Source organism: Lamprocystis purpurea DSM 4197 (genome assembly GCF_000379525.1).
Lineage (GTDB): Bacteria > Pseudomonadota > Gammaproteobacteria > Chromatiales > Chromatiaceae > Thiodictyon > Thiodictyon purpureum.
The window spans coordinates 1-22,336 of the sequence record NZ_KB902559.1 but is presented as its reverse complement, the minus strand read 5'-3'; the positions used below and the strand labels follow the sequence as shown (position 1 = coordinate 22,336).

18 protein-coding genes are annotated in these 22,336 nt (G+C 64.2%); 9 read left to right on the top strand and 9 right to left on the bottom strand.

Annotated elements, in window-relative coordinates:
- Window positions 1-248 precede the first annotated feature (248 nt).
- The 4 genes from A39O_RS0129560 to A39O_RS0129545 all read right to left on the bottom strand — a co-directional run bounded on the left by A39O_RS0129560 (window position 249) and on the right by A39O_RS0129545 (window position 2,591).
- Window positions 249-1,079 carry a hypothetical protein gene (locus A39O_RS0129560; RefSeq protein WP_020508261.1) on the bottom strand — a complete coding sequence of 277 codons (831 nt, stop codon included), beginning with the start codon at window positions 1,077-1,079 and terminating at the stop codon, window positions 249-251.
- A 40-nt stretch (window positions 1,080-1,119) separates the two neighbouring features.
- Complete coding sequence (locus A39O_RS0129555) at window positions 1,120-1,506, bottom strand: type II toxin-antitoxin system VapC family toxin (protein WP_020508260.1); 387 nt, start codon at window positions 1,504-1,506, stop codon at window positions 1,120-1,122.
- Window positions 1,503-1,733 (bottom strand): type II toxin-antitoxin system Phd/YefM family antitoxin, encoded by a 231-nt coding sequence (locus A39O_RS0129550; protein WP_020508259.1) that lies wholly within the window; start codon window positions 1,731-1,733, stop codon window positions 1,503-1,505. The genes A39O_RS0129555 and A39O_RS0129550 overlap by 4 nt, the downstream gene beginning before the upstream one ends.
- 108 nt (window positions 1,734-1,841) lie before the next feature.
- The gene (locus A39O_RS0129545) at window positions 1,842-2,591 is read right to left on the bottom strand and encodes a class I SAM-dependent methyltransferase (protein WP_020508258.1); all 750 of its coding nucleotides are present in this window, start codon (window positions 2,589-2,591) and stop codon (window positions 1,842-1,844) included.
- A gap of 201 nt (window positions 2,592-2,792) precedes the next feature.
- Here A39O_RS0129545 and A39O_RS0129540 point away from each other — a divergent pair, with 201 nt between their 5' ends.
- From A39O_RS0129540 to A39O_RS0129530, 3 genes are all read left to right on the top strand, one after another.
- On the top strand, window positions 2,793-3,896 hold the full coding sequence (locus A39O_RS0129540) for an efflux RND transporter periplasmic adaptor subunit (RefSeq protein WP_020508257.1): 1,104 nt from the start codon (window positions 2,793-2,795) through the stop codon (window positions 3,894-3,896).
- Window positions 3,893-6,967, top strand: a complete 3,075-nt coding sequence (locus A39O_RS0129535; protein ID WP_020508256.1) for an efflux RND transporter permease subunit — start codon at window positions 3,893-3,895, stop codon at window positions 6,965-6,967. Before A39O_RS0129540 ends, A39O_RS0129535 begins: the two co-directional genes overlap by 4 nt.
- A gap of 204 nt (window positions 6,968-7,171) precedes the next feature.
- Window positions 7,172-8,122 carry an NmrA/HSCARG family protein gene (locus A39O_RS0129530; protein ID WP_020508255.1) on the top strand — a complete coding sequence of 317 codons (951 nt, stop codon included), beginning with the start codon at window positions 7,172-7,174 and terminating at the stop codon, window positions 8,120-8,122.
- A gap of 220 nt (window positions 8,123-8,342) precedes the next feature.
- Here the strand turns inward: A39O_RS0129530 and A39O_RS0129525 are convergent, their stop codons facing one another.
- Window positions 8,343-8,756: a DUF3024 domain-containing protein gene (locus tag A39O_RS0129525; protein ID WP_026199843.1), complete on the bottom strand. Its 414-nt coding sequence runs from the start codon at window positions 8,754-8,756 to the stop codon at window positions 8,343-8,345.
- Between the two features lie 134 nt (window positions 8,757-8,890).
- Window positions 8,891-9,763, bottom strand: coding sequence for a helix-hairpin-helix domain-containing protein (locus A39O_RS39680; protein ID WP_020508253.1), 873 nt, complete (start codon window positions 9,761-9,763; stop codon window positions 8,891-8,893).
- A 261-nt stretch (window positions 9,764-10,024) separates the two neighbouring features.
- Between A39O_RS39680 and soeA the strand changes: the two genes are divergently transcribed.
- The 4 genes from soeA (at window position 10,025) to soeC (ending at window position 15,233) form a co-directional block, all read left to right on the top strand.
- On the top strand, window positions 10,025-12,922 hold the full coding sequence (soeA, locus tag A39O_RS0129515; protein ID WP_020508252.1) for a sulfite dehydrogenase subunit SoeA: 2,898 nt from the start codon (window positions 10,025-10,027) through the stop codon (window positions 12,920-12,922).
- A gap of 66 nt (window positions 12,923-12,988) precedes the next feature.
- A complete protein-coding gene (locus A39O_RS35775) occupies window positions 12,989-13,420 on the top strand; it encodes a DUF2750 domain-containing protein (RefSeq protein WP_020508251.1) in 432 nt (143 codons plus the stop codon).
- Between the two features lie 15 nt (window positions 13,421-13,435).
- A complete protein-coding gene (gene soeB, locus A39O_RS0129505; RefSeq protein WP_020508250.1) occupies window positions 13,436-14,158 on the top strand; it encodes a sulfite dehydrogenase subunit SoeB in 723 nt (240 codons plus the stop codon).
- 97 nt (window positions 14,159-14,255) lie between these two features.
- Window positions 14,256-15,233 (top strand): sulfite dehydrogenase subunit SoeC, encoded by a 978-nt coding sequence (gene soeC, locus A39O_RS0129500; protein WP_020508249.1) that lies wholly within the window; start codon window positions 14,256-14,258, stop codon window positions 15,231-15,233.
- 204 nt (window positions 15,234-15,437) lie between these two features.
- On the opposite strand, the gene mutS is transcribed toward soeC, so the two are convergent.
- Window positions 15,438-18,023 (bottom strand): DNA mismatch repair protein MutS, encoded by a 2,586-nt coding sequence (mutS, locus tag A39O_RS0129495; protein ID WP_020508248.1) that lies wholly within the window; start codon window positions 18,021-18,023, stop codon window positions 15,438-15,440.
- Between the two features lie 171 nt (window positions 18,024-18,194).
- Between mutS and A39O_RS0129490 the strand changes: the two genes are divergently transcribed.
- Entirely contained in the window at window positions 18,195-18,470 is a 276-nt protein-coding gene (locus tag A39O_RS0129490; protein WP_020508247.1) for a BrnT family toxin, read from the top strand.
- On the top strand, window positions 18,430-18,774 hold the full coding sequence (locus A39O_RS0129485) for a BrnA antitoxin family protein (RefSeq protein WP_211211759.1): 345 nt from the start codon (window positions 18,430-18,432) through the stop codon (window positions 18,772-18,774). Before A39O_RS0129490 ends, A39O_RS0129485 begins: the two co-directional genes overlap by 41 nt.
- A 333-nt stretch (window positions 18,775-19,107) precedes the next feature.
- Here A39O_RS0129485 and A39O_RS35770 read toward each other — a convergent pair whose 3' ends face one another.
- Together A39O_RS35770 and A39O_RS0129475 are read right to left on the bottom strand one after the other, a co-directional pair.
- Window positions 19,108-20,901 carry a B12-binding domain-containing radical SAM protein gene (locus tag A39O_RS35770; RefSeq protein ID WP_020508245.1) on the bottom strand — a complete coding sequence of 598 codons (1,794 nt, stop codon included), beginning with the start codon at window positions 20,899-20,901 and terminating at the stop codon, window positions 19,108-19,110.
- Window positions 20,902-21,263: 362 nt separating this feature from the next.
- Window positions 21,264-21,563 carry a hypothetical protein gene (locus A39O_RS0129475; protein WP_020508244.1) on the bottom strand — a complete coding sequence of 100 codons (300 nt, stop codon included), beginning with the start codon at window positions 21,561-21,563 and terminating at the stop codon, window positions 21,264-21,266.
- Window positions 21,564-22,336 lie beyond the last annotated feature (773 nt).

Below are 22,336 nucleotides of genomic sequence, written 5' to 3'. Positions count from 1 at the left end.
GAATGTCGCAGTAGCGACCGTGTGGACAAGCCGGGGACAACGCGCCGTGGGCGCGTTGCCCCCACCTTGCCCACACTCATTCACCCTTTGCCCACACTGCGCCGCACGGCCGCCGGAGCTGGCTGAGAACGCCTGCGGCGCAACAGCAACAGATCTTTTCTTAATCGCTGCGCGGATGCCGTCTTAACGACCGCTCCGCGGTGGCTGGGGCAGCGCCAAACCGCTGCGATGAACGTCGGCACGACAACTTAAATTCGGGGGAAAACTGTCCTGGACATGGGGTCCACTATACCGTGACCGATCGCATAAACCCGGTGATGGCGGTATTGAAGCTCCAGTTCCTGTTCTTCGTTACTCAACAGGCGGAAGTGGACGCCGGGATAGGGGCCGACCTGGCCCGCATCGATAACGCATTCGAGCTCGGCCTCGAACAGCGCCTTTTCGTTGCGTTCCGCGGCCGATCTGTTGATATCGGGGATCTGCGACAGCTCTTGAATGTTGCTGAGCGATGCGGTCACCAGCCAGCCATCGGCCAGCGGGCGCCAGAGGATGAACAACTCGCCGCGGCCGTCAAAAACGGGGTGACGCTGAATCGTGGTACCCCGATGGTGAGGAGCAAATAGGTCGCAAGCTTCAGCGTCGGCGGCGCCGAGTTCGATGCGCTTCCAGTGATCGGCGCGACCTGCTTTGGTCGTGTCCTGCCCTGGTTCGTAACGGATCGCTTGTGGGAGCAGTTGCAGGCGGATCATCGTGCCACAGACGAAAAACGACAGACCGACCGAGGACGGCGGCACATAGCGCCGCCTGGGTTGGTTCGCGGGACTGGTCGTGGGCCTCGCCGCGTCCTCATCCCCCGGCAATGGGTTTGTATCATCGGCGTCCTCGCTCTCCTCGGCTGCCGGATCAAACCCATTCTCGCCCTTGACGATCGGGAAGAGGATACCCGTCTGGTAACGCTCCAGCGGCTTGATACGATGCAGGTCTCCCGCGTCGGCTGCCGAACCCTCACCTTTATTTGGTCCAATCAGGCAGCTGCGCAGCCAGCGATAGAGATCCTCACGATGGGCGTTGTAGTCCATGCCGATTTCCTGGTCAAACCATTCATCTCATTAGTACAAACTACCAGATACGCCGGACACCGTACTCCGACAGGATCGCATCGATACTGAGCAGCGCCAGGTCTTCCTCCAAAGCTTGGGCGACGAGCAGGCGGTCGAACGGATCGCGATGATGAAACGGCAATTGAGCCAGGCGATAGCTGTGTTCGAGGGTCACGGCGAGGGGTTTGAGCGCGTTGTGGCGTATCCGCTTTTCCATGAACTCGCGCGGTGGCTCGGCGAGGTCGAGTTTGCCTAGACTAAACTTGACCGCGATCTCGAAACCGACGACTGCACTGCACAATAGTTCATTGTCGCCGTCAAGGAACACCGATTTTGCACGCTCCGACAGCTTGGGGTCATCCGTGACCAGCCAGAGAAAACTGTGCGTATCGAGCAGGACTCTCAACTGAACTGCTCCAGAAAATCGTCCGGCAGTTCGTCGAAACCGGGTTTGATCGTGACCAGGCCCTTGGCCTCGCCAAGCCGCCGCCGGCGCGGCGGCGGTGCCACCGCGACCAGTCTGGCGACGGGCTTGTTGGCCCGCGCGATGATGATTTCCTCGCCGGCTTCGGCACGGGCTATCAGGGCGGACAGTTGCGTCTTGGCCTCGTGGATGTTGATCGTGGCAGGCATCAGGCATTCCCGCTTAGCTAACAAGTCGGACCAAGTGTAGTTGCAGCCGTGCAGCCTCGCAATTGCGTTTGGTTTCGGTCCATGCCGGGTTGCCGCCTCTGCGAGACCTCAGCCCCGCCGCCGCAGCACATCCACCCGATGCGGCTTCAGAAAATGGGCGCCGGTCGGGGTCAGATGGCGCTCGAAGGCCGCGCGGATGATGGCCAGGCGCTCGGCATCCAGGTTACGCTCGCTGTGCGTGACGTGGATGAAGCGCGCCTCGAACGTGGGCCAGTCCGGGTAGGTGCCTGCCGATTCAAAGAAGACCTCGGCGTCCAGATCGAACAGCCCCTGGGCGACCGCCCGCTGCAAGGCGGCGAAGGCGGCTTCCCGCACCACCCGCTCGTCGTCGATCAGGCGCATGATCTCATTGAAGGGGCCCCAATAGACCGGCTCGGAACAATAGAGCCGCCCGCCGGGTTTGAGGACGCGATGGACCTCGATCAAGGCGCGATCCATCAGCGGCACTGGGACATGGTGCAGTGATTTCAGCATGACCGCCAGGTCGTAGGTGCCGTCCGGATCGGCGATCGACTCGGCGCCGCCGTAGCGGAAGGTGACCTGGGGCAGGTCGCTGATCAGGACATGTTTCGCGTGCTGGATCTGGTCGACCTCGGTGGCGGTGACCGCGCGTGCCCCCAGCCGTTCGACCAGCAGCCGGGTCGTCCAGGCGGCTCCGCAGCCCAGTTCCAGGACAGCGCACCCCGCCATGGGGACTAGTTCGGCCATGAGGTCGATTTCTTCCAGGCGTCGGTAGGCTTCGGGGCGGTTGATGGACATTGCCTGGGCGGTCTTGGGTGGGTCGGCAGGGGTCGGCATGGCAGGGCTCTTGGTTCAAAGTGGTCGATTTTCCCGATTATCCGCCCGTGGATTGGCCCTGTCGCTTGTTGTCCAATCACCACCGAACCGAGCGGTGCGCGCGATCCGCCGCGCGGCAAACTATAATCGCGGCTTAGTCCCGTCAATGACCCCGATGCTTGGTCCTGCCTGGCCCGCGGTCCCGCTTTCGGAAAGGCTTCCATGTTCTTGCGCTTCGTGCTGGTGTTGCTCGTTCTACTCGCCGTGGTCGCCGGGCTCGCCTGGCTCAAGTACGGCCAGATTCAGGGGGAGATCGCCATGTTCTCCCAACCCATGCCGGCCCCGATGGTTGCCGCGGCAACGGTGCGGGAGACCCGTTGGGAGCCGACGCTGGACGCGGTCGGCTCGGTCGCGGCGGTGCAGGGGGTTGAGGTCAGCAACCAGGTGGCCGGGCAGATCGAGGAGATCCGTTTCGATTCCGGGATCACCGTGACCCAGGGCCAGATCCTGGTGCTGCTCGATGACGACGTGGATCAGGCAGACCTGGAAGGGCTGCAGGCGGCGGAACGCCTGGCTGTGCTCAAGCTCGGGCGCAACAGTTCGCTGTTGAAAGGGCAAGCGGTGTCGCAGGGCGATGTCGATGAGGTCAGCGCCCAAGTCGATCAGACCCGCGCCCTGGTCAAATCCAAGCAGGCGACCATCGACAAGAAAACCATCCGCGCGCCATTCGCCGGTCAACTCGGCATCCGCAAGGTCAATGTCGGACAGTTCCTTCCCGAGGGGACGCCGATTGTGTTGCTTCAGGCGCTGGATCCGGTCTACGTGGATTATTCGCTGCCCGAGCGGGAGATCGACGAGATCCGGGTCGGGCAGCCGGTGCGGGTGCAGGTCGCGGCCCATCCGCAGGATCAGTTCGATGGGGCGATCACGGCCATCACCCCCGGCGTCGACAAGGGCACCCGCAGTGTCCAGGTGCGCGCGCGCTTCAAGAATCCGGGTCTGAAGCTGCGGCCCGGCATGTTCGCGCGGGTGCAGACGGTGCTGCCGGTTCAGGAGCGGGTGCTGACGCTGCCGCGGGAGGCGGTCACCTTCAACACCTACGGGGATTCGGTGTTCCTGGTCGAGGAGAAGGACGGAAGAACGACGGTGCAGCGGCGCCAGATCAAGACCGGCACGGTCCGTGGGGACGAGGTCGCGGTGCTGGATGGACTCAAGGCGGGTGACCGGGTGGTCTCGGCCGGGCAGGTGAAGCTCACCAATGGGCAGGAAGTGCAGATTCAGGCCGAGACCGCGACTGAGATCCAGACCGAGACCAAGCCGCAATGAAGTTCACCGACAGCTTCGTCTACCGCCCGGTGCTTGCGAGTGTCGTGAGCCTGCTCATTTTCATCCTGGGCATTCGCGCCTTTCTGGATCTCGAGGTCCGTCAATATCCCAAGACCCAGAACACGGTGGTGACCATTACCACCGCCTATCCGGGGGCGAGCAGCGAGTTGGTCAAGGGGTTCATCACCACGCCCTTGCAGCAGGCGATTGCCGAAGCCGACGGTATCGACTTTCTGTCCGCCACCAGCACGCCGGGGGTATCGTTGATCGAGGCCAACATGCGCCTCAACTACGACCCCAAGGCGGCCATGGCTGAAATCCAGGCCAAGGTGGCAAGCCGCATCAACGTGCTGCCGGAGGCGGCGCAGAACCCGGTGATCGACTCCACCACCGGCGATTCGACTGCCCTCATGTATCTCGCGTTCTACAGCGAGGAGATGGACCTGCCGCAGATCACGGACTATCTGTTGCGGGTGGTCCAGCCGCAGTTGCAGGCGCTGCAGGGCGTGGCCAAGGCTGAACTGATCGGCAACCAGACCTTCGCCATGCGGATTTGGCTGGATCCTGCGCGCATGGCCGCGCTGGGCGTGACCGGTGAGGATGTCGCCCGCGTTCTGCAGACCAATAACTATCTTGCCGGACTCGGTCGGCTCAAGGGCAATCTGGTGCAAATCGACCTCTCGGCCACCACGGACGTGAGCCAGGTGGAGGACTTCCGCCAGCTGGTGGTCAAGTCGGAGGCCGACACCCTGGTGCGTTTGGATGACATCGCGCGCATCGAGCTGGGCGCCGCGGACTATGATTCCAGCACACTCTACAAGGGCATCCCGGCCATCTTCATCGGGGTGGAGCAAACGCCGGGGTCCAATCCGCTGGACGTGGCCGGGCGGGTCAAGGCGCTGCTGCCCAGTCTCAAGGCCGATTTCCCGGAAGGGCTCAATGCCTTCATTCCTTATGACGCCAGCGAGTTCATCGAGGCGTCGATCCGTGAGGTGTTCAAGACCCTGGCCGAGGCGGTACTGATCGTGCTGTTGGTGGTCTTCCTGTCCCTGGGGTCCATGCGTGCCGCGCTGGTGCCCTCGGTGGCGGTGCCGCTGTCGATCGTGGGGGCCGGTTTCCTGATGCTGCTGATGGGCTTTTCCATCAATCTGCTGACGCTGCTCGCCATGGTGTTGGCGATCGGCCTGGTGGTGGATGACGCCATCGTGGTGGTGGAGAACGTCCATCGGCACCTGGAGATGGGTAAGTCGAACATTCAGGCGGCAGTCGACGCCGCGCGCGAGCTGGCCTTGCCGATCATCGCCATGACCACGACCCTGATCGCGGTCTATGCCCCCATCGGTTTCATGGGCGGCCTGGTGGGAACCCTCTTTACCGAATTCGCCTTTACCCTCGCCGGGGCCGTGCTGGTCTCCGGCGTCGTGGCGCTCACGCTCTCGCCCATGCTGGCCGCCCGGGCCTTGCGCGCCGGGGGGCAGCAGGGGCGTTTCGAGCTGGCGGTGGAGCACGCTTTCGAGTCACTGGCACGGGGCTATAAGTCACTGCTGCACGGCTGGCTCAAGTTCCCCTCGATCACCCTGCTGGTCGCGGTGGTGGTGATCGCGGCCACCTATGCCATGTACGGCATGACCAAGAAGGAACTGGCCCCCACCGAGGATCAGAGCATCCTGTTCTTCATGGCGACCGCCCCGCAGACCGCGACCATCGACTATGACCTGCGTTATATCAAGGAGATGCTGCCCATCTTCGAATCCATTCCGGAGTATGACGAGTCCTTCCTGCTCGCCGGCTTCGGCGGTGATCAGAGCATGACTTTCGGTGGCTTCAAGATGCCCCCGGCGGCTCAGCGCGAGCGCTCGCAGGACGCGGTGCTGCCGCAGTTGCAGGGTGCCTTGTCGCAGATTACCGGCCTCAACACGGTCGTCTTTCCGCTGCCCAGTCTGCCGACACCGGGGACCGGTATTCCGGTGGATTTCGTCATCGTCTCCGACCGTGAGTACGCCGAATTGGACGGCTTGGCGGAGCAGTTGCTAGGCGCCGCCATGGCCAGCGGCAAGTTCATGTTTCTGCAAAAGGATGTCAAGCTGGAACGCCCGCGCACCGTGCTGGAAATCGACCGCGATCTGGCTGGCGACATGGGTATCAGCATGGCGGATCTCGGCGCCAGCCTGTCCGGCATGTTGAATGAGGACTATGTGAACTGGTTCAGCCTGGAGGGGCGCAGCTACAAGGTCATTCCCCAGGTGGAGCGGCGTTTCCGTAACGATGTCGGTGAGTTGGGCGATTACCATGTGCGCAACCGCGCCGGTGAGCTGATTCCATTGAGTGCGCTGGTGACGATCCGTCACGAGGTCGAGCCGTCCAAGCGCACGCAGTTCCAGCAATTGAACTCGATTACGCTCTCCGGTGTGCCGATGCCGGGTGTCACCTTGGGCGATGCGCTCGGCTATCTGGAAGAACAGGCGAAGACGCTCTTCCCGCGCGGTGTGCGCTACGACTTCAAGGGCGAGTCGCGTCAGTTCAAGGGCGAGGGGACGGCCCTCGAGGTGACCTTCTTCCTGGCGCTCCTGATCATCTATCTGGTGCTAGCCGCCCAATTCGAGTCCTGGCGCGATCCATTCGTCATTCTCATGTCCGTCCCGCTCACGATTGCCGGGGCCATGGCCTTCCTGTTCCTGGGCTTTGCGAGCATCAACATCTATACGCAGGTGGGGCTCATCACCCTGATCGGACTGGTCGCCAAGAATGGCATTCTGATCGTCGAATTCGCCAATCAGTTGCGCGAGCGCGAGGGGTTGTCCAAACGCGAGGCGGTCGAGCAGGCGTCGGCGATTCGCCTGCGGCCCATCCTGATGACCACGGTTTCCATGCTGGTCGCCATGATCCCGCTCTTGATCGCCAGCGGGCCGGGCGCGGTGAGCCGGTTCGACATCGGGCTCGTCATCATGACCGGTTTGGGGATCGGGACGCTCTTTACGCTGTTCGTGGTGCCGGCGTTCTATATGCTGTTGTCGCCGGTCGCGCATCGTGCACATGGGGTGCCGGACCAGGACTCCAGGGTGCTCTCGTGACCCCGCTCCCGAGATGCTCTTGCTCTTGTGACACCGCTCCTGCGGTGTCACCTATCCCCTGGCGCTCTGCGCCGCGACGCTCGATTCTCCTCACAACGGCGCTCGTGGGCGCGGAGCGCCAGCTCGCCGCATAACACCGCGGAGCGGTGTCACGAGGATGATCAGACCGGCCTTGACTCCAACCATCGCAACAGGTGAACCAAGATGGCTGACAAAAAAATCATCGCGATTCTGGGGGCCACCGGTGCCCAAGGCGGCGGATTGGTCCGGGCGATCCTGGATGATCCGCAAGGGGGATTCACCGCCCGTGCGATCACCCGCGACCCGAACGCCCCGAAGGCACGGGCGCTTGCCGCCATGGGGGCGGAGGTGGTCGGCGCCGATGTCGACGACCCGACGAGCATGGAGCGCGTGGTCGCGGGTGCCTTCGGGGCCTACTTCGTGACCTTTTTCTGGGACCATTTCTCCCCCGGCCGGGAGAAGGCGCAGGCGCGTGGTCTGGCCGCGGCCGCCAAGTCCGCAGGGCTGCGCCACGTGATCTGGTCCACTCTGGAGGATACCCGCCGCTGGGTCCCGCTCGGGGACACGCGCATGCCGACGCTCATGGAGGAGTATAAGGTGCCGCATTTCGATGCCAAGGGTGAGTCCAACGCCTATTTCACCGGGCTGGGCGTGCCTACCACGTTTCTGTTGACCTCCTTCTACTGGGACAATCTGATCCATTTCGGGATGGGACCCAAGCCGGGGCCCGACGGCCGGCTTGCATTCACCCTGCCGATGGGCGACAAGAAACTCCCGGGCATTGCTGCCGAGGACATCGGGCGTTGCGCCTACGGTATCTTCAAGGGCGGTGGCCCGCTGATCGGCAAGACCATCGGGATCGCCGGCGAACATCTGACCGGTGCCCGGATGGCCGAGGAACTCAGCCGTGCCTTGGGTCAGGAAGTGATCTATAACGCCGTCACCCCGGCTCAGTATCGCGCATTCGGATTTCCGGGAGCCGATGACTTGGGCAACATGTTTCAGTTCAAGGCGGATTTCGAGTCCGACTTCTGCGCGGCGCGCGATCCGGCCGTTGCGCTCGCGCTGAATCCGCGACTGCAGGACTTCCGCACCTGGCTGGCGCGGAATAAGGATCGAATTCCGACGGAATGATTTGGTCGCGGATCCGGCCACGCGACATCGTAGGCCGGAACGGGCATTGATCATCGTTCCGGCCGTAGGGTGGACAAGCGCAGCGCAGTCCACCAGAAGCGACGCGGGATTTGGTGGACTGCGCTATCGCTTGTCCACCCTACGATGTCCCGTGGTCGGAACCGTGATCAGGGCCCCGGAACGATAATCAACGCCCACCTGGGTCAGCGTGCGACCGTACTCATTCGAAATAGGATTCCTCCCGGATACTCGTCAAACAGTCGTCGAGCGTCAGGTTGGAATGCAGCAGCACCCACTCGCCGGTGTAACGCATGAAAGATAGATTGAAGCGGTTGGGGTCAATATATTCCAGTCGCGCCAATTTCACTTCGAAAAACGGCACAAGCGCATTGGGGCCGGGAACGCAATATTTCGCCAAAAAGTAAAAATAGTGGCGATACCACTTGGTATAGATATCGACAAGGTAGTTGCGCTGAAACTCGTCAGCCGCCGGAGGGGGATGAATGCGCTTGCGTTTGAGCTGCGTCACCAGCTCGTTCGCCCTCGTCTCGATTTCGGCCTTGACGTTTGCTGGTACTTTGGGGGCGGGTGTTTTCGGCGGGCTAAAGACCCACATTTTCTTTGCTTTGGCCATCGTATCCGGACCCTCTTGACGATTGGCGGCCATGACGGAATAGAGCAACGACGATAGCGAGTCACAGGAGCGAGCGCAACGTATTTTGTACTGGTCGGATGCGATTTGCGCCGAACCGCTGCCGCCCTTGGCGGTCAGTGCCCGACCGCGACTCCGGGCCGCAGCATGTCGAGCAGCTTGGGTCCGATGCCGCGGACGCGCAGCAGGTCATCGACGCGCCGGTAGGGGCGCTTCTCGATGATGGCGTTGGCGGTGACTTCCCCGATACCGGGCAGGCTCATCAGCTCATCGCGTGACGCGGTGTTGATGTCGAGGGGTGTCGTGGGCAGCGCCTTGCCGGTCTCAAGCCTGCCGGCTTCGCGCTCGGCGCTCAGGGCGCTGCGCTCACCGGGTAACGCACTCCAGTCGGTGTAGGCCCAGATGCCTTGCCCGCCGTGTGCAGCCAGCAGCTCGGCATCGCGCAGTTGGTCTTGGTACTGTGCCTTGCTCAGTCCTCGCGGTGTCCCGCGATAGACCCCGTGGGCGCGGGCGAGGCCCTTGGTCACCAGGACCGTTGCCAGATCCTCGTTATCCGCGGTGGTGACGAAAGCATAGATTCGCCGATATTTGGCATCGCCGCGCGCATCGGCGAAGGTGGTATGGACGGTGAAGGGTTTGGCCAACCGGGTGCGGACCTCGAGCGCGGCCGCCTCGCCGAGCGACTTGGCGAGCGTGATGGACGCGGCCGGCGTGCCGCCGTAGCCGGTGATCCCGAAATACCAGCGTTGGTCGCGCAGTCGCCGCGCGTCCGTGCCGTCCGTGACATGCCACTCGAGGCAGTCCGCGCCGTATAGCCGCACCGTATGCTCGGTGCCGTCCGGAAACCGGACGCGGAAGCTGTCGCCGTCGGCCCAGTGGGTCGAAACCAGTTCGACCCCTTCGATGGTTTGCAGGTCAAGGGCGTAACAGGTCCAGGAGACGAGGATCGCTGCGCCGAAGAACAGCGCGCGGATGAGCGGGTTTCGCAATGCAAGACTCCACGAACGCCGAGGTTGGAACAGGGGTGCAGGGCGCCGGCAGATGCCGGGGGCGTCCGGCAAGCTTGACCTCCCGATGCGGGGCCGGCAAGCGGCGTCGCGTCGCACCTGGGCGTGACCGTTGTCCCGGACCGAGTTTCCGACGCTGATTTCCCCGACGAAAATTGATGGTTGAACAACGCGGGTTTGCGCAGCACCGCGGAAGAACATTAGAATCCGCTGAAGTTAACGCTCCATGCCCAGGTCGCCTTCATGCAGGATCCCATCACCTACTCGGACTCCACCGTCGGCCGAGTCGAGGTCAAAGAAACCACCTGCTACATGTGTGCCTGCCGCTGCGGCATCCGGGTGCACCTGCGCGACGGCGAGATCCGCTACATCGAGGGTAACCCCAACCATCCGCTGAACAAGGGTGTGTTGTGCGCCAAGGGTTCCTCGGGGATCATGAAGCAGTACTCGCCGGGGCGCCTGACCAAACCGCTGCGGCGCAAGCCGGGCGCGGAGCGCGGGACCTCGCAGTTCGAGGAGATCTCCTGGGAGGCGGCCTTCGAGCTGCTCACCGAGCGGTTGGGCCGGCTCCGTGCCGAGGACCCCAAGCGCTTTGCGCTGTTCACCGGGCGCGACCAGATGCAGGCCCTGACCGGTCTCTTCGCCAAGCAGTTCGGCACGCCGAATTATGCCGCCCACGGCGGTTTCTGCTCGGTCAACATGGCGGCCGGCCTGATCTACACTATCGGCGGCTCTTTCTGGGAGTTCGGCGGGCCGGATCTGGACCGGGCCAAACTGTTCGTGATGATCGGCACGGCTGAAGACCATCACAGCAACCCGCTGAAGATCGCCATCTCCGAGTTCAAGCGCCGGGGTGGGCGTTTCGTCTCCATCAATCCGATCCGCACCGGGTACTCGGCCATCGCCGACGAGTGGGTGCCGATCAAGCCCGGCACCGACGGCGCCCTGCTGCTCGCCATCATCCACGAGATCATCAAGCTCGGGCTCTATGACCGGGACTTCCTGATCCAGTACACCAACTCCGCGGAGTTGGTGGTCGACGACAGCACGCGTGCGGATCACGGGCTCTTCCATCGGCGGGTCGACGTGCCGATCGAAGAAGGGTGTATCGATCCGGAAAACAAGCTCTGGTGGGACCGGGCCAAGGGTCCGGTGCTGACCCACACTCCCGGTGCCGATCCTCGGCTGATGGGCAGCTATACCCTGGACGACGGCACCGCGGTCAAGCCCGGCTTCCAGCTCCTGAAGGACCGGGTGGAGGACTACACGCCGGAGTGGGCGGCCGGCATCACCGGCATCCCGGCCGACACCATCCGCCGGCTGGCCCAGGAAATGGGCGTGACCGCGCGCGATCAGAAAATCGAGCTGCCGATCCAGTGGACCGACTGCTGGGATAACGAGCACGACTCGGTCACCGGCAATCCGGTGGCCTTTCACGCGATGCGCGGCATGGCCGCCCATTCCAACGGCTTTCAGACCATCCGTGCGCTGGGCATTCTGATGACCCTGCTGGGGACCATCGACCGGCCGGGCGGCTTCCGCCACAAGGCGCCCTTCCCGCGGCCGATTCCGCCCTGTCCCAAGCCGCCCCATGGGCCCGAGGGGGTCCAGCCCAACACCCCGCTGGACGGCATGCCGCTGGGCTGGCCGGCGCGCCCGGAGGACTTGTTCGTCGATGCCGCGGGTGAGGCGGTTCGTCTGGACAAAGCCTTCTCCTGGGAGTATCCGCTGGCGGTGCATGGTCTGATGCACAATGTCATCACCAACGCCTGGCGCGGTGACCCCTATCCGATCGACACCCTGTTCCTGTTCATGGCCAACATGGCCTGGAACTCGACCATGAACACGGTCGAAGTCCGCAAGATGCTGGTCGACAAGAGCGAGGACGGGGAATACAAGATTCCCTTCCTGGTCGTGTGCGACACCTTCTCTTCCGAGACGGTCGCCTTCGCCGACCTGGTGCTGCCCGATACCAGCTATCTGGAACGGCACGACGTGTTTTCCATGCTGGACCGGCCGATCTCGGAATTCGACGGCCCGGTCGATGCGGTGCGCATCCCGGTGTTGCCGCCCAAGGGCGACTGCAAACCCTTTCAGGACGTGCTGGTCGAGTTGGGGTCGCGGCTCAAGTTGCCCGCCTTCGTGCGCGAAGACGGCAGCCGCAAATATCGCGACTATCCGGATTTCATCGTCAACTACGAGACCTCGCCGGGGTCCGGCATCGGCTTCCTGGCCGGCTGGCGCGGACGCGGCGGCGAGAAGTTCCTCAAGGGCGAGCCTAATCCCCGCCAGTGGGAGATGTACGCGAAAAACGGCTGTTTCTATCACCATGAACTGCCGCGCTCCTACCAGTACATGCGCAACTGGAACAAGGGCTATCTGCACTGGTCGCGGGCGCACGGCATGACTCGGTACGCCGAGCCCATCCTGCTGAACGTCTACTCGGAAGTGCTGCAGCGTTTCCGCCTGGCCGCGCAGGGCAAGCGCCCCGGCCGCCAGCCGCCGGAGCGGCTGCGCCGCCGCGTCGAGTCCTATTTCGACCCGCTGCCGTTTTACTACGAGCCGCTCGAAACCAAGCTAACCGATACCCACAAGTATCCGCTCAATGCACTCACCCAGCGCCCGATGGCCATGTACCACTCCTGGGACAGCCAGAATGCCTGGCTGCGCCAGATTCACAGCCATAATTACCTGTTCGTCAACCCGAAGGTGGGCGCCGCCAACGGCTTCGATGACGGCGACTGGATCTGGGTGGAGTCGCCGCACGGCAAGGTGCGCTGTATGTGCCGTTTCTCCGAAGCGGTGGAGCCCGGCACCGTGTGGACCTGGAACGCCATCGGCAAGGCGTCCGGCGCCTGGGGTCTGAGTCATCGTGCCGACGAGTCCCGCAAAGGATTCCTGATCAATCATCTGATCAGCGAGGAACTGCCGCAGACCGGCAACGGTGAGCATCTGTCCAATTCGGACCCGATCACCGGTCAGGCCGCCTGGTTCGATGTGCGGGTGCGCGTGTATAAGGCCGGGGCGGATGAGCCCAAGATCACCTCGCCCCAATTCGACCCCATGCCCCTGTTGCCTGGTCAGGAACGGCGGCGCGGGCGCTGGCAAGCCTATGTTGCGGGACTCTTCGGCAAGCGCTGATACCCGGTTTTCTCCGAATCATCCGTAGGGTACGCGCTGCGCGTACCCGCCAACCAGGCAAGCACCATGAGCGACCTCAGTCCCGACTATCAAGACCACCATGAGCGCTTTGTTACGCGCGTGCGCGAGACGGGGCAGGTATGGGGGCTCAAGTCCGATGAGGGCTGGGCCATCTGTGAGTCGAATGAATACGAAGATACGGACGTCTATCCCTTTTGGTCGGACGAGGCGGCCGCCGCGGCCCACTGCACCGACGACTGGGCCGGCTTTGTGCCGACCAGCCTGGATCTGGATCTGTTCATCGATACCTGGTTGGCCGGCATGAGCGAGGACGGCGTCCTGGTGGGCACCAATTGGGATGAGGAACTCATGGGGCTGGAGGTGGAGCCCTCCGATCTGGCCGAGGAGTTGCTGATCGAAGAGTACGAGGAAGAACAAGATGACGAAGATGACGACGACGATGCCGACCCGGACACTAATCGCCGGGATCGTAACTGAGCGAGAAACGAGCTTATGAGCCAGTTGGCCCTGGTCATCGACCTCAATGTCTGCGTTGGCTGCCATGCCTGCGTGACCTCCTGCAAGCAGTGGAATACCTCCGGTTGGGCCGGACCCCTGGTCGATGAGAACCCCTATGACGCGGACCCCACGGGGACCTTCTTCAATCGCGTTCAGACCTTCGAAGTCGGCACCTTCCCCGACACCGAGACGGTCCATTTCCCCAAGAGTTGCCTGCATTGCGAGGATCCCCCCTGCGTGCCGGTATGCCCCACCGGGGCCTCCCATAAACGGGCGGACAATGGCATCGTGCTGGTGGACTATGACAAGTGCATCGGGTGCAAGTATTGCTCCTGGGCCTGTCCCTACGGCGCCCGCGAGGTGGACGAACAGCAGAAGGTGATGAAGAAGTGCACCCTGTGCATCGACCGTATCACTGACCTGACCCTGCCGGAGCGCGAGCGCAAGCCCGCCTGTGTGCTGGCCTGCCCGACCAGTGCGCGGTTGTTCGGCGATGTGCAGGATCCCGACTCCGAGGTGTCAATCGCCATTCGTGAGCGCGGCGGCTATCAGTTGATGCCGGAATGGGGCACCAAGCCCGCCAACCATTATCTGCCGCGGCGCAAGACCCGCATCTACATCGATCCCGAAGAGCTGATCCGGGCGGACAATCCGCTGCGCAAAGAGGACCTCACGACCTACAGCGGTGAGGAAACCCTGGACGATGTGACGTGGTAACCGGGGCGCAAGTCGTCCGCGATCAACCGACTGCCGGCGTTGACCGGCGGCCCGCGGCTGGTCGTCGGCGGCTGGTTGCTCACTGAAGGAAACATTTATGCATCCCGCCTTCTCAGTCATCTTTCTTACCACCCTGATCGGCGCCGGACAGGGGCTGTTCCTGGCCCTGTATACCGGGCAGATCTATGCCCTTGCCAATCTGCTGCCCGCGCAGGGGGATGAGTTTTATGCCTTCGGCAGCCTGGTGGCACTGGCCCTGCTCGTCGGCGGGCTGATTGCCTCATTCTTTCACCTGGGACGGCCGGAGCGTGCCTGGCGGGCGGCGGCGCGCTGGCGCACCTCCTGGCTCTCCCGTGAGGTGCTGGTGCTGCCCCTGGTGATGGCTCTGGTGTTCGCCTATGGTCTGGCGCACTGGACCGGTCACACGCAGCCCTTGTTCACCCTGGGGAATTGGCTGGCGGTCGATGCGACACTGCTGATCGGCTTGGCCGCGACCCTTGCGGTCTTTGCCCTGTTCGTCTGCACCGCGATGGTCTATGCGGGTGTCCGCTTCCTGGAAGAATGGTGCTCGCCACTCACGGTCGTCAATTTCACGCTCTTCGGCCTGGCTTCCGGATTCATGCTGGCGGCAGCCTACTCGGCCTTTATCGGCAATCAACTGGTCGCGTTCTTCGGCACCTGGTCGGTGATCTTTACCGTCATAGCCTTGGTCAGCCGCTTCGCCTCGCTCACCCGTAACGCCCACTTACGACACAAGAGCACGGTGCAGAGCGCCATCGGCGTGCGCCACCAGACCGTGAGTCAAAAGGCTCAGGGCGCGACCGCCGGATCATTCAACACCCGCGAGTTCTTCCACGGGCGTTCGGCGGGCACCCTGCGTACCGTGCGTCTGCTGTTCCTCTTCCTGGTCTTTCCGCTGCCGATGCTGCTGATCGGCGCCGCCTATGCCACGCAGTCGCCGACGCTGCCGATCGTCGCTTTTGCCGTGCAATACCTGGGTCTGTTGTTCGAGCGCTGGTACTTCTTCGCCGAGGCCCGGCATCCGCAGAATCTCTATTACCAATCGGTCGCTTAAACCGCGCCCTGCGCGGTATGCGATGTTTTTGGATGGGATCGGCCCCGTGGGAGCGGCGTCCCGCCGCGATGCGGTGCCGCGTTGACGTCGAACGCTGCGGTTGACGCACCCGGCCCCATCGCGGCGGGACGCCGCTCCCACAGGGTCGCTACGCGACTGTTACGGGACGCCTCGACGTTCGGTTTTCCTGTGACCGGAACGCGCTTATTCGATCAGCCCCTTCAATCGGTAAAGCGCCTCCAGCGCCGCCCGCGGGCTCAGTTCATTGGGGTCGATCCCGCGCAAGGCGTCGCAGACCGGATGCTCAGCCGGCGGACTCGGGGGCGGTACCGCCCGACTTGGCTCGGGCAGGAAGAGCGAGAGTTGTACCGCACCCTGCTCGGCATGGCGGCGGGCGGCGTCTTCGAGTTCGCGCAGCCGTCCGCGGGCGCGCGCGATGACTTCCGGCGGGACGCCGGCCAGCGCGGCGACCGCCAGTCCATAACTCTGATTGGCCGGCCCTTCCAGCAGCGCGTGCAGGAAGATAATGGAGGCACCGTGCTCCACCGCGTCCAGATGCACATTGGCGATGCCGGGATATTCGTCGGGCAGGGTCGTCAGCTCGAAATAATGGGTGGCGAATAGTGTGTAGGCGCGGATCCGGGTGGCCAGTTCCACCCCGCAGGACCAGGCGAGCGACAGCCCGTCGAAGGTGCTGGTGCCGCGGCCGACCTCGTCCATCAAGACCAAGCTCTGCTCGGTGGCGTTGTGCAGGATATTGGCTGTCTCTTCCATCTCCACCATGAAGGTGGAACGTCCACCGGCCAAGTCATCGGAGGCCCCGATGCGTGAGAAGATTCGATCCACCGGCCCCAGTGTGGCGGAGCGGGCGGGGACGAAGCTGCCCGCATAGGCGAGCAGCACGATCAGCGCGCATTGGCGCATATAGGTCGACTTGCCGCCCATGTTGGGTCCGGTAATGACCAGCATGCGCCGCCGCCCGTCAAACCGCAGACCGTTGGCCACGAAGGGGCCGTCGATCACCCGTTCGACCACCGGGTGGCGGCCGTCCTCGATCGCGATCAGGGGTTCCGGGGTGAAATCGGGCCGGGACCAGTTCAGCGCCTGCGCGCGCAGAGCCAGATTCACCAGCACGTCCAGTTCGGCGATGGCCGCCGCGCTGATCTGGAGCCCGCCGATGGACTCGGCCAGGGTCGCGATCAGCGACTCATAGAGCGCCTTCTCGCGCGCCAGGGCACGCTCCCGGCTACTCAACACCTCGTCCTCGAAACGCTTGAGCTCCGGCGTGATATAGCGTTCCGCTCCCTTCAGGGTCTGGCGCCGCACGAAGTCCGGCGGCACCTGATCGGCACGCGCGCGGCCGAGTTCGATGTAATAGCCGTGGACGCGGTTGTAACCGACCTTGAGCGTCGTGATGCCGGTGCGCTCCCGCTCGCGGCTTTCCAAGTCCAGCAGAAACTGATCGGCGTTGGTCGAGAGTGCGCGCAGTTGGTCCAACTCGGCATCATAGCCGGGGGCGATGACCCCGCCGTCGCGGATCAGCACCGGCGGCTGCGCCAGGATGGCCCGTCCGAGCAACGCCACCAGGTCCGGATGCTCGCCGATGCGGTCATGCAGGTCGCCCAGGAGCGGATCGTCGATGCTCGCCAGCAGGGTGCCGAGGTCAGGGCACAGGGCGCAGGAGTCGCGCAGGACGGCCAGATCCCGGGGTCGGGCGGTGCCCAGGGCGACGCGGGCCAGGATGCGCTCCAGATCGCCGATGCCGGTCAGGACCTCCCGCAGCGGCCCGCCAGTCGCGGTGTCGATCAGGGCGGCGAGTGCCTGATGACGCGCGCGTACCGGCGCCTGATCGCGCAACGGACGGGCCAGCCAGCGGCGCAGCAGGCGGCCGCCCATCGTCGTGGCCGTCTGGTCCAGGACCCCGGCCAGGGTGTGCTCGGGGCGGCCGGACAGGCTGTCGGTGATCTCGAGGTTGCGGCGGGTGGCCGCGTCCAGGATCACCGCGTCGTCGCGATGCTCCGTCGTCAGGCCGCGCAGGTGGGGCAGGGCGGCGCGCTGGGTGTCGCGAACATACTGCAACAGACAGCCTGCGGCCCCGACCGCCAGGCGTAGCGCCGCGCATCCGAAACCGGTCAGGTCGCGGGTGCCGAATTGTCCGCACAGGAGGCGTTCGCCGCTGTCCGCGTCCAGGTGCCAGGCGGCGCGGCGGGTGACACCGCGTCCCAGACCCAGTTCCTCAGGGAGCCGGCTGTCTTCGTCCACCAGCACCTCGGCCGGGCGCAGCCGCGCCAACTCGCTCGCCAGGGCCTCGCGGGTCGCCACTTCCAGGACCGAGAAGCGCCCGCTGGCCAACTCCAGGGCCGCCAGACCGTACCCGTCCGGACCCTCGGCCACCGCGGCCAGCAGGTTATCCCGCTGCTCATCGAGCAGCGCATCATCGGTCAGGGTTCCCGGTGTGATGATGCGCATCACCCGCCGCTCGACCGGTCCCTTGGTCTTGCTCGGGTCGCCGATCTGCTCGCAGATCGCGACCGAGACCCCCTGGCGAACCAGCTTGGCCAGATAGCCCTCGGCCGCGTGGTAGGGCACCCCCGCCATCGGGATCGGCTGCCCGGCCGAGGCCCCGCGCTTGGTCAGCGTGATATCCAGCAGCGCCGCGGCGCGCTCGGCGTCCTCATAGAACAGTTCGTAAAAATCGCCCATGCGGAAGAACAGCAGCATCCCCGGATGCTCCGCCTTGAAGCGCAGGTATTGCTGCATGACGGGCGTGTGGTCTTTGTTATCGATCATTCAGATGGAGTGGTGGTTCGCGTGGGCGTTAGTCTACGCCTCGCCGACGGCGTTGGCTTATTCGCGCGTGCGCGGTTGGCCGTCAAACTCAGGGGTGCCGTGACGATGGGGTCGATAAGTCGTAGTAACGGGTTGCTGGACAGGCACCCAGGTCGTTACTACACTCTGCTGATGATCACCTTCGACGCGGCCAAACGCCTCGACAATCTTGCCAGCCATGGCATCGATCTGGCCGCGTGCGAGCCGGTCTTCGACAGCTTCATGCGCACGACGGAAGACCGGCGCCTAGCCTACGGCGAGCAGCGGTTGCAAAGCCTGGGCTGGCTGGTTGATCGGGTGGTCTTCCTGGTGTGGGTTGATCGGCCGGACGGCCCCCACGTTATATCCTGCCGCGCGGGAACCAAACATGAAACGCAACGCTACTTCCAAGCCATCGATCAGCCCTGAGCAGATGGCGGCGGCGCTGGCCGCGGCTCCCGACCGCGTGGACGATCCAGATTGCCCCTACGATCCCAACGATCCGGCTGCCGTGGCGCAGTACTGGCAGGACCCCATCACGAGTCATTCGCTTACCGAACTGCGGGGTAAAGTAGCGGCGCGCCGACGCGGCCCGGGGCGTGCGTCAGCTAAGGTCTCGACGACGATCCGGTTCGACGCCGATGTGCTGGCGGCCCTGAAGGCGACCGGTCCCGGCTGGCAGACGCGCATCAATGACGTGATGCGGGAATATATCGAAGCGCGGCGGTCCTGAGGTACAGGATTAACATTCAGATGGTGTTGTCGTTCGCGTGGGCGTGAGTCTACGCCTCGCCGGCAACGTTCGGCATCGCTCGTCAGCATTTTGGGGCGACACTCAGGGCGTGCGCGACCTGCTCGGGCGCTTGGTGTGCCAAGTCACCGCTGGCGGGAGCGCGGCCGTCAAGCGCGAGGCACGCGCACGCCAGCGGGTACAGTCGGGGTCGTGTTGCGGGTGGACAAGCGCAGCGCAGTCCACCAGCGACGGCGCGGGATTCGGTGGACTGCGGCTCGCGCTTGTCCACCCTACGGCCGGAGCGATGATCAAGGTCCCGCCATCCACCTAACGTCACCGGCTTGTCAAATGGGCGTCCGGCTTGGCCTTGACCGCCCCATGGCGGCGCAGATCGCCGCGGGCGCGGCGCTTCTCGACATACTGTTGCGCGGCGGTTGTGGCGGTGAAGATCTCCAGGCGCTGCTCCTCACCTTCCGTCACCGGCTCCATGGCGGCGTCCGGGTAGGCGCCCAGCGGCTCGGCCTGGACCTGTTTCAGGATGCGCTGGTAACGCCGGTGCAGGGCATAGGCGCCGCCGTACTTGGTCACGAACTCCCAGATCAGCTTGGGGTAAAAGCGCAGGGGGCTTTCGATCGGGTAGCCCGGCCGGCGTTCGCGGCGCCGCTTGATGCGGATCAGACCGCCCTCCAGCGGGTGGATGCGCTCGAAGATCATGGGTGCGTGGAAGGCGAACAGCTTGCCCATCATATGCTTGGGGTCATAACCCCAGCGTCGGGCGCGGCGCAGCACGGTGGCGACGTGCGCCGGACTGTAATACAGGTCCCAGGCCTCGCGGAAGATGCCGGCCCATTGCGCCTTGGTCATCCGCGGATGGTCCATGGTGACATGCTGAGTATCATAGTTGTTCATGTCCGGGTCCAGCGGGGCGCCGGCCTCGACCAGACGCTGGTGGTCGACCGACCCGGGCAGCGGGGTGAGCACGAAGAACTCCAGGATGTCCACCGGCAGTTCGTTCTGGATGATCGCGATGTCGCGCCGGATGGTCTCGGGGGTGTCGTCCGGGAAGCCCAGGATGTACCCGGCATAGGTGAGCACGCCGGCGTTGTGCCAGGCCTGGAGCATGGCGCGATAGTCGGTGATCTTGTTTTGACCTTTCTGCGCGCCTTTGAGTGAATCCGGGTTGATGTTCTCCATCCCCAGGAAGGCGCGGGTGACACCCGCCCGTCCGGCCTTGTCGATGAAGCGCGGGATGCGGTGTGACTGGGTGTCGACCTGGATCACCAGGGTGATCGGCGTGCCGGACTCGCGCATCGCGATCAGCCGGTCGAAGATGGGCTCCCAGTGGGTATTGCGTGCGAAGTTGTCGTCGGTGATGAAAAAATTGCTGATCCCCAGTTGGGCGTTGGCGCGCACCAGGCGCTCTACGTCGTCGGCATCGCGGTGACGCGACTTGCGGCCCTGCACATTGATGATGGTGCAGAAGCTGCACTGGAAAGGGCAGCCGCGCCCGGCGTCGAAGCTGGCCCGTTTGCCCATGGTGAGACGGATGCGGTCGGCGGGCAGGATGGGCGTGGGGGTTCCGGTCAGGTCCGGCAGGTCGGCAAGGTAGTTGTAAACCGGTTGGAGCCGGTCGGCCGCGACGTCGTGCAGCAGTCCATCCAGTCGCCCTTCCAGCTCGCCGGCGAACAGGGTGACGCCCAGATCCAGGGCCTCGCGCAGGTCCGGCGGCAGTTCCTTGAGCATCGCCATACAGCCGCTGACATGAAAGCCGCCGATCACCACCGGCAGCCCGGCCGCGCGGAACTGCCGCGCCAGATCCAACGCCCGCGGAAACTGGTTGGACTGCACCCCGACCATGCCCACCAGGACCTTGCCGCCATCGCGCGCGAAGTCGCTGATCAGACGCGGCACGTCGATCCGGCTGTTGGTTTCGTCCAGCGCGCGCAGGCGGATCTCAACGTCCGGCCCGAGCACCTGGCGGTCGGCACAGTCCAGTGCGATGCCGTAGACGGTGGCCAGGCTGTTGGCGGGCAGCGAGGAACGCCACCACTGGATCACATAGCCGTCGTCATCATAGTGTGACGGTTTGATCCAGAGGATGTGGAATGGGATGGAAGCGGCTGCCATGGCGATGGCCCTCAGGTCTAGGGGCGGTGATCCGCCAGGGTTAATGGCCCATAGTAGCCGCCCGCGGCCGGTCCGGCCAACGGTTCAACGCGTGGGGATTGGTTTCTGTGCAGAGGAACGACGGTTGCCGTGTTGTCGCGCTCTGAGTAGGATGTCGCGCACGATCTGCCGATGTGACGGCAGCCGTCAGGTTAGGGTGTGTCCGACATCCACGCCCGTGTCTGCCAACAATCTGCCGGACCGGTTCCTGTCGCCGGAGTGGTTGCACGGCAGCGCTGATGTGCTTGCGCTTGGCCCTCCCGCCACCTGATTCCATCATCACTGGTCCCAGAGGAACGAACGTCGCAATGAAATCTACAAAATCAGTTGGTGTTCTGGTCGGCATCGCCGCGCTCCTGGCCGGTTGCGCGGTCGGCATGCCCGGAGAAACACCCAGCCCGGTCCCGCCGCGCATCAACACGGGTCGAGACGGTGCCACCTGGGATCGGCCGACCGCGTTCGGTCAAGTCCCCGCCGAGCTTCAGGCCGAAGGAGATGCCTATTGCCGCAGAAATAATTTTGAACGCGCCACTGGGTATCATCCGGATGCGCTTGATCAGAATGGCCGCACGTTCCCCAGAGGCGGGTTTTTCTGCGTTGGCCGCCGGCAGAAAGCTGACCACTCCAATTGACGTGGAGCGGCGTCGTAGAAGCGCCATCCTGGCGCTTCAAGCGGCTGGAAGCCGCTTCGACGGCGGGCCCCGGCGCAATGATCCAGGCCCCGATGCATGATCCGCTCTCCTGCGTCTCAGCGGCCTTGGCGGGGGCTTCGCCGGTTTGGCGGGGCGGGTGGGGCGTGCCGTACATCGAAGGCGTCATGTTCGTTGGGAGCGCGCAGGGCGTCACTGGTCCGCTGTTCTTTCATCTCAATCGTTGTTTTCGTTCTTGATCTTCCAGCGACTGCGGCCCACCGCAATAGAAAGTGGTTGTGCTGTGCCAGGGCCTGTTCGCAGAAGGGTTGGTGACGGTACAGGTCATCGCCCAGGAAGGTGATCGGCCGACGCCGCGAGCCGTTGGCCCCATGCGGCAACCACCGCGCGCTGGCGGCCAGTTCGCAGTCCTGGTTGATGACCAAGGTCTGTCCTGCTCTACGGATTCCGCCCGCTCAAGGCCCTGATTTTTGCCGGGAGCCAGCGCGGGGTCATGATCAGGCGCAGCGGCAGTCGCGCGAGCCGCGGCGGCAAGCAGCATAAAAAGTCATAGGCGGAGAAAAATCGCCTGACGCTGGTTTGGGACTGCCCCCGCTCAATCAGCCAGAGCTCACGGCGGGCCGAAGCGACACGGGGAACCGCCGCCGGGTATATAGTGGACCCCATGTCCAGGACAGTTTTCCCCCGAATTTAAGTTGTCGTGCCGACGTTCATCGCAGCGGTTTGGCGCTGCCCCAGCCACCGCG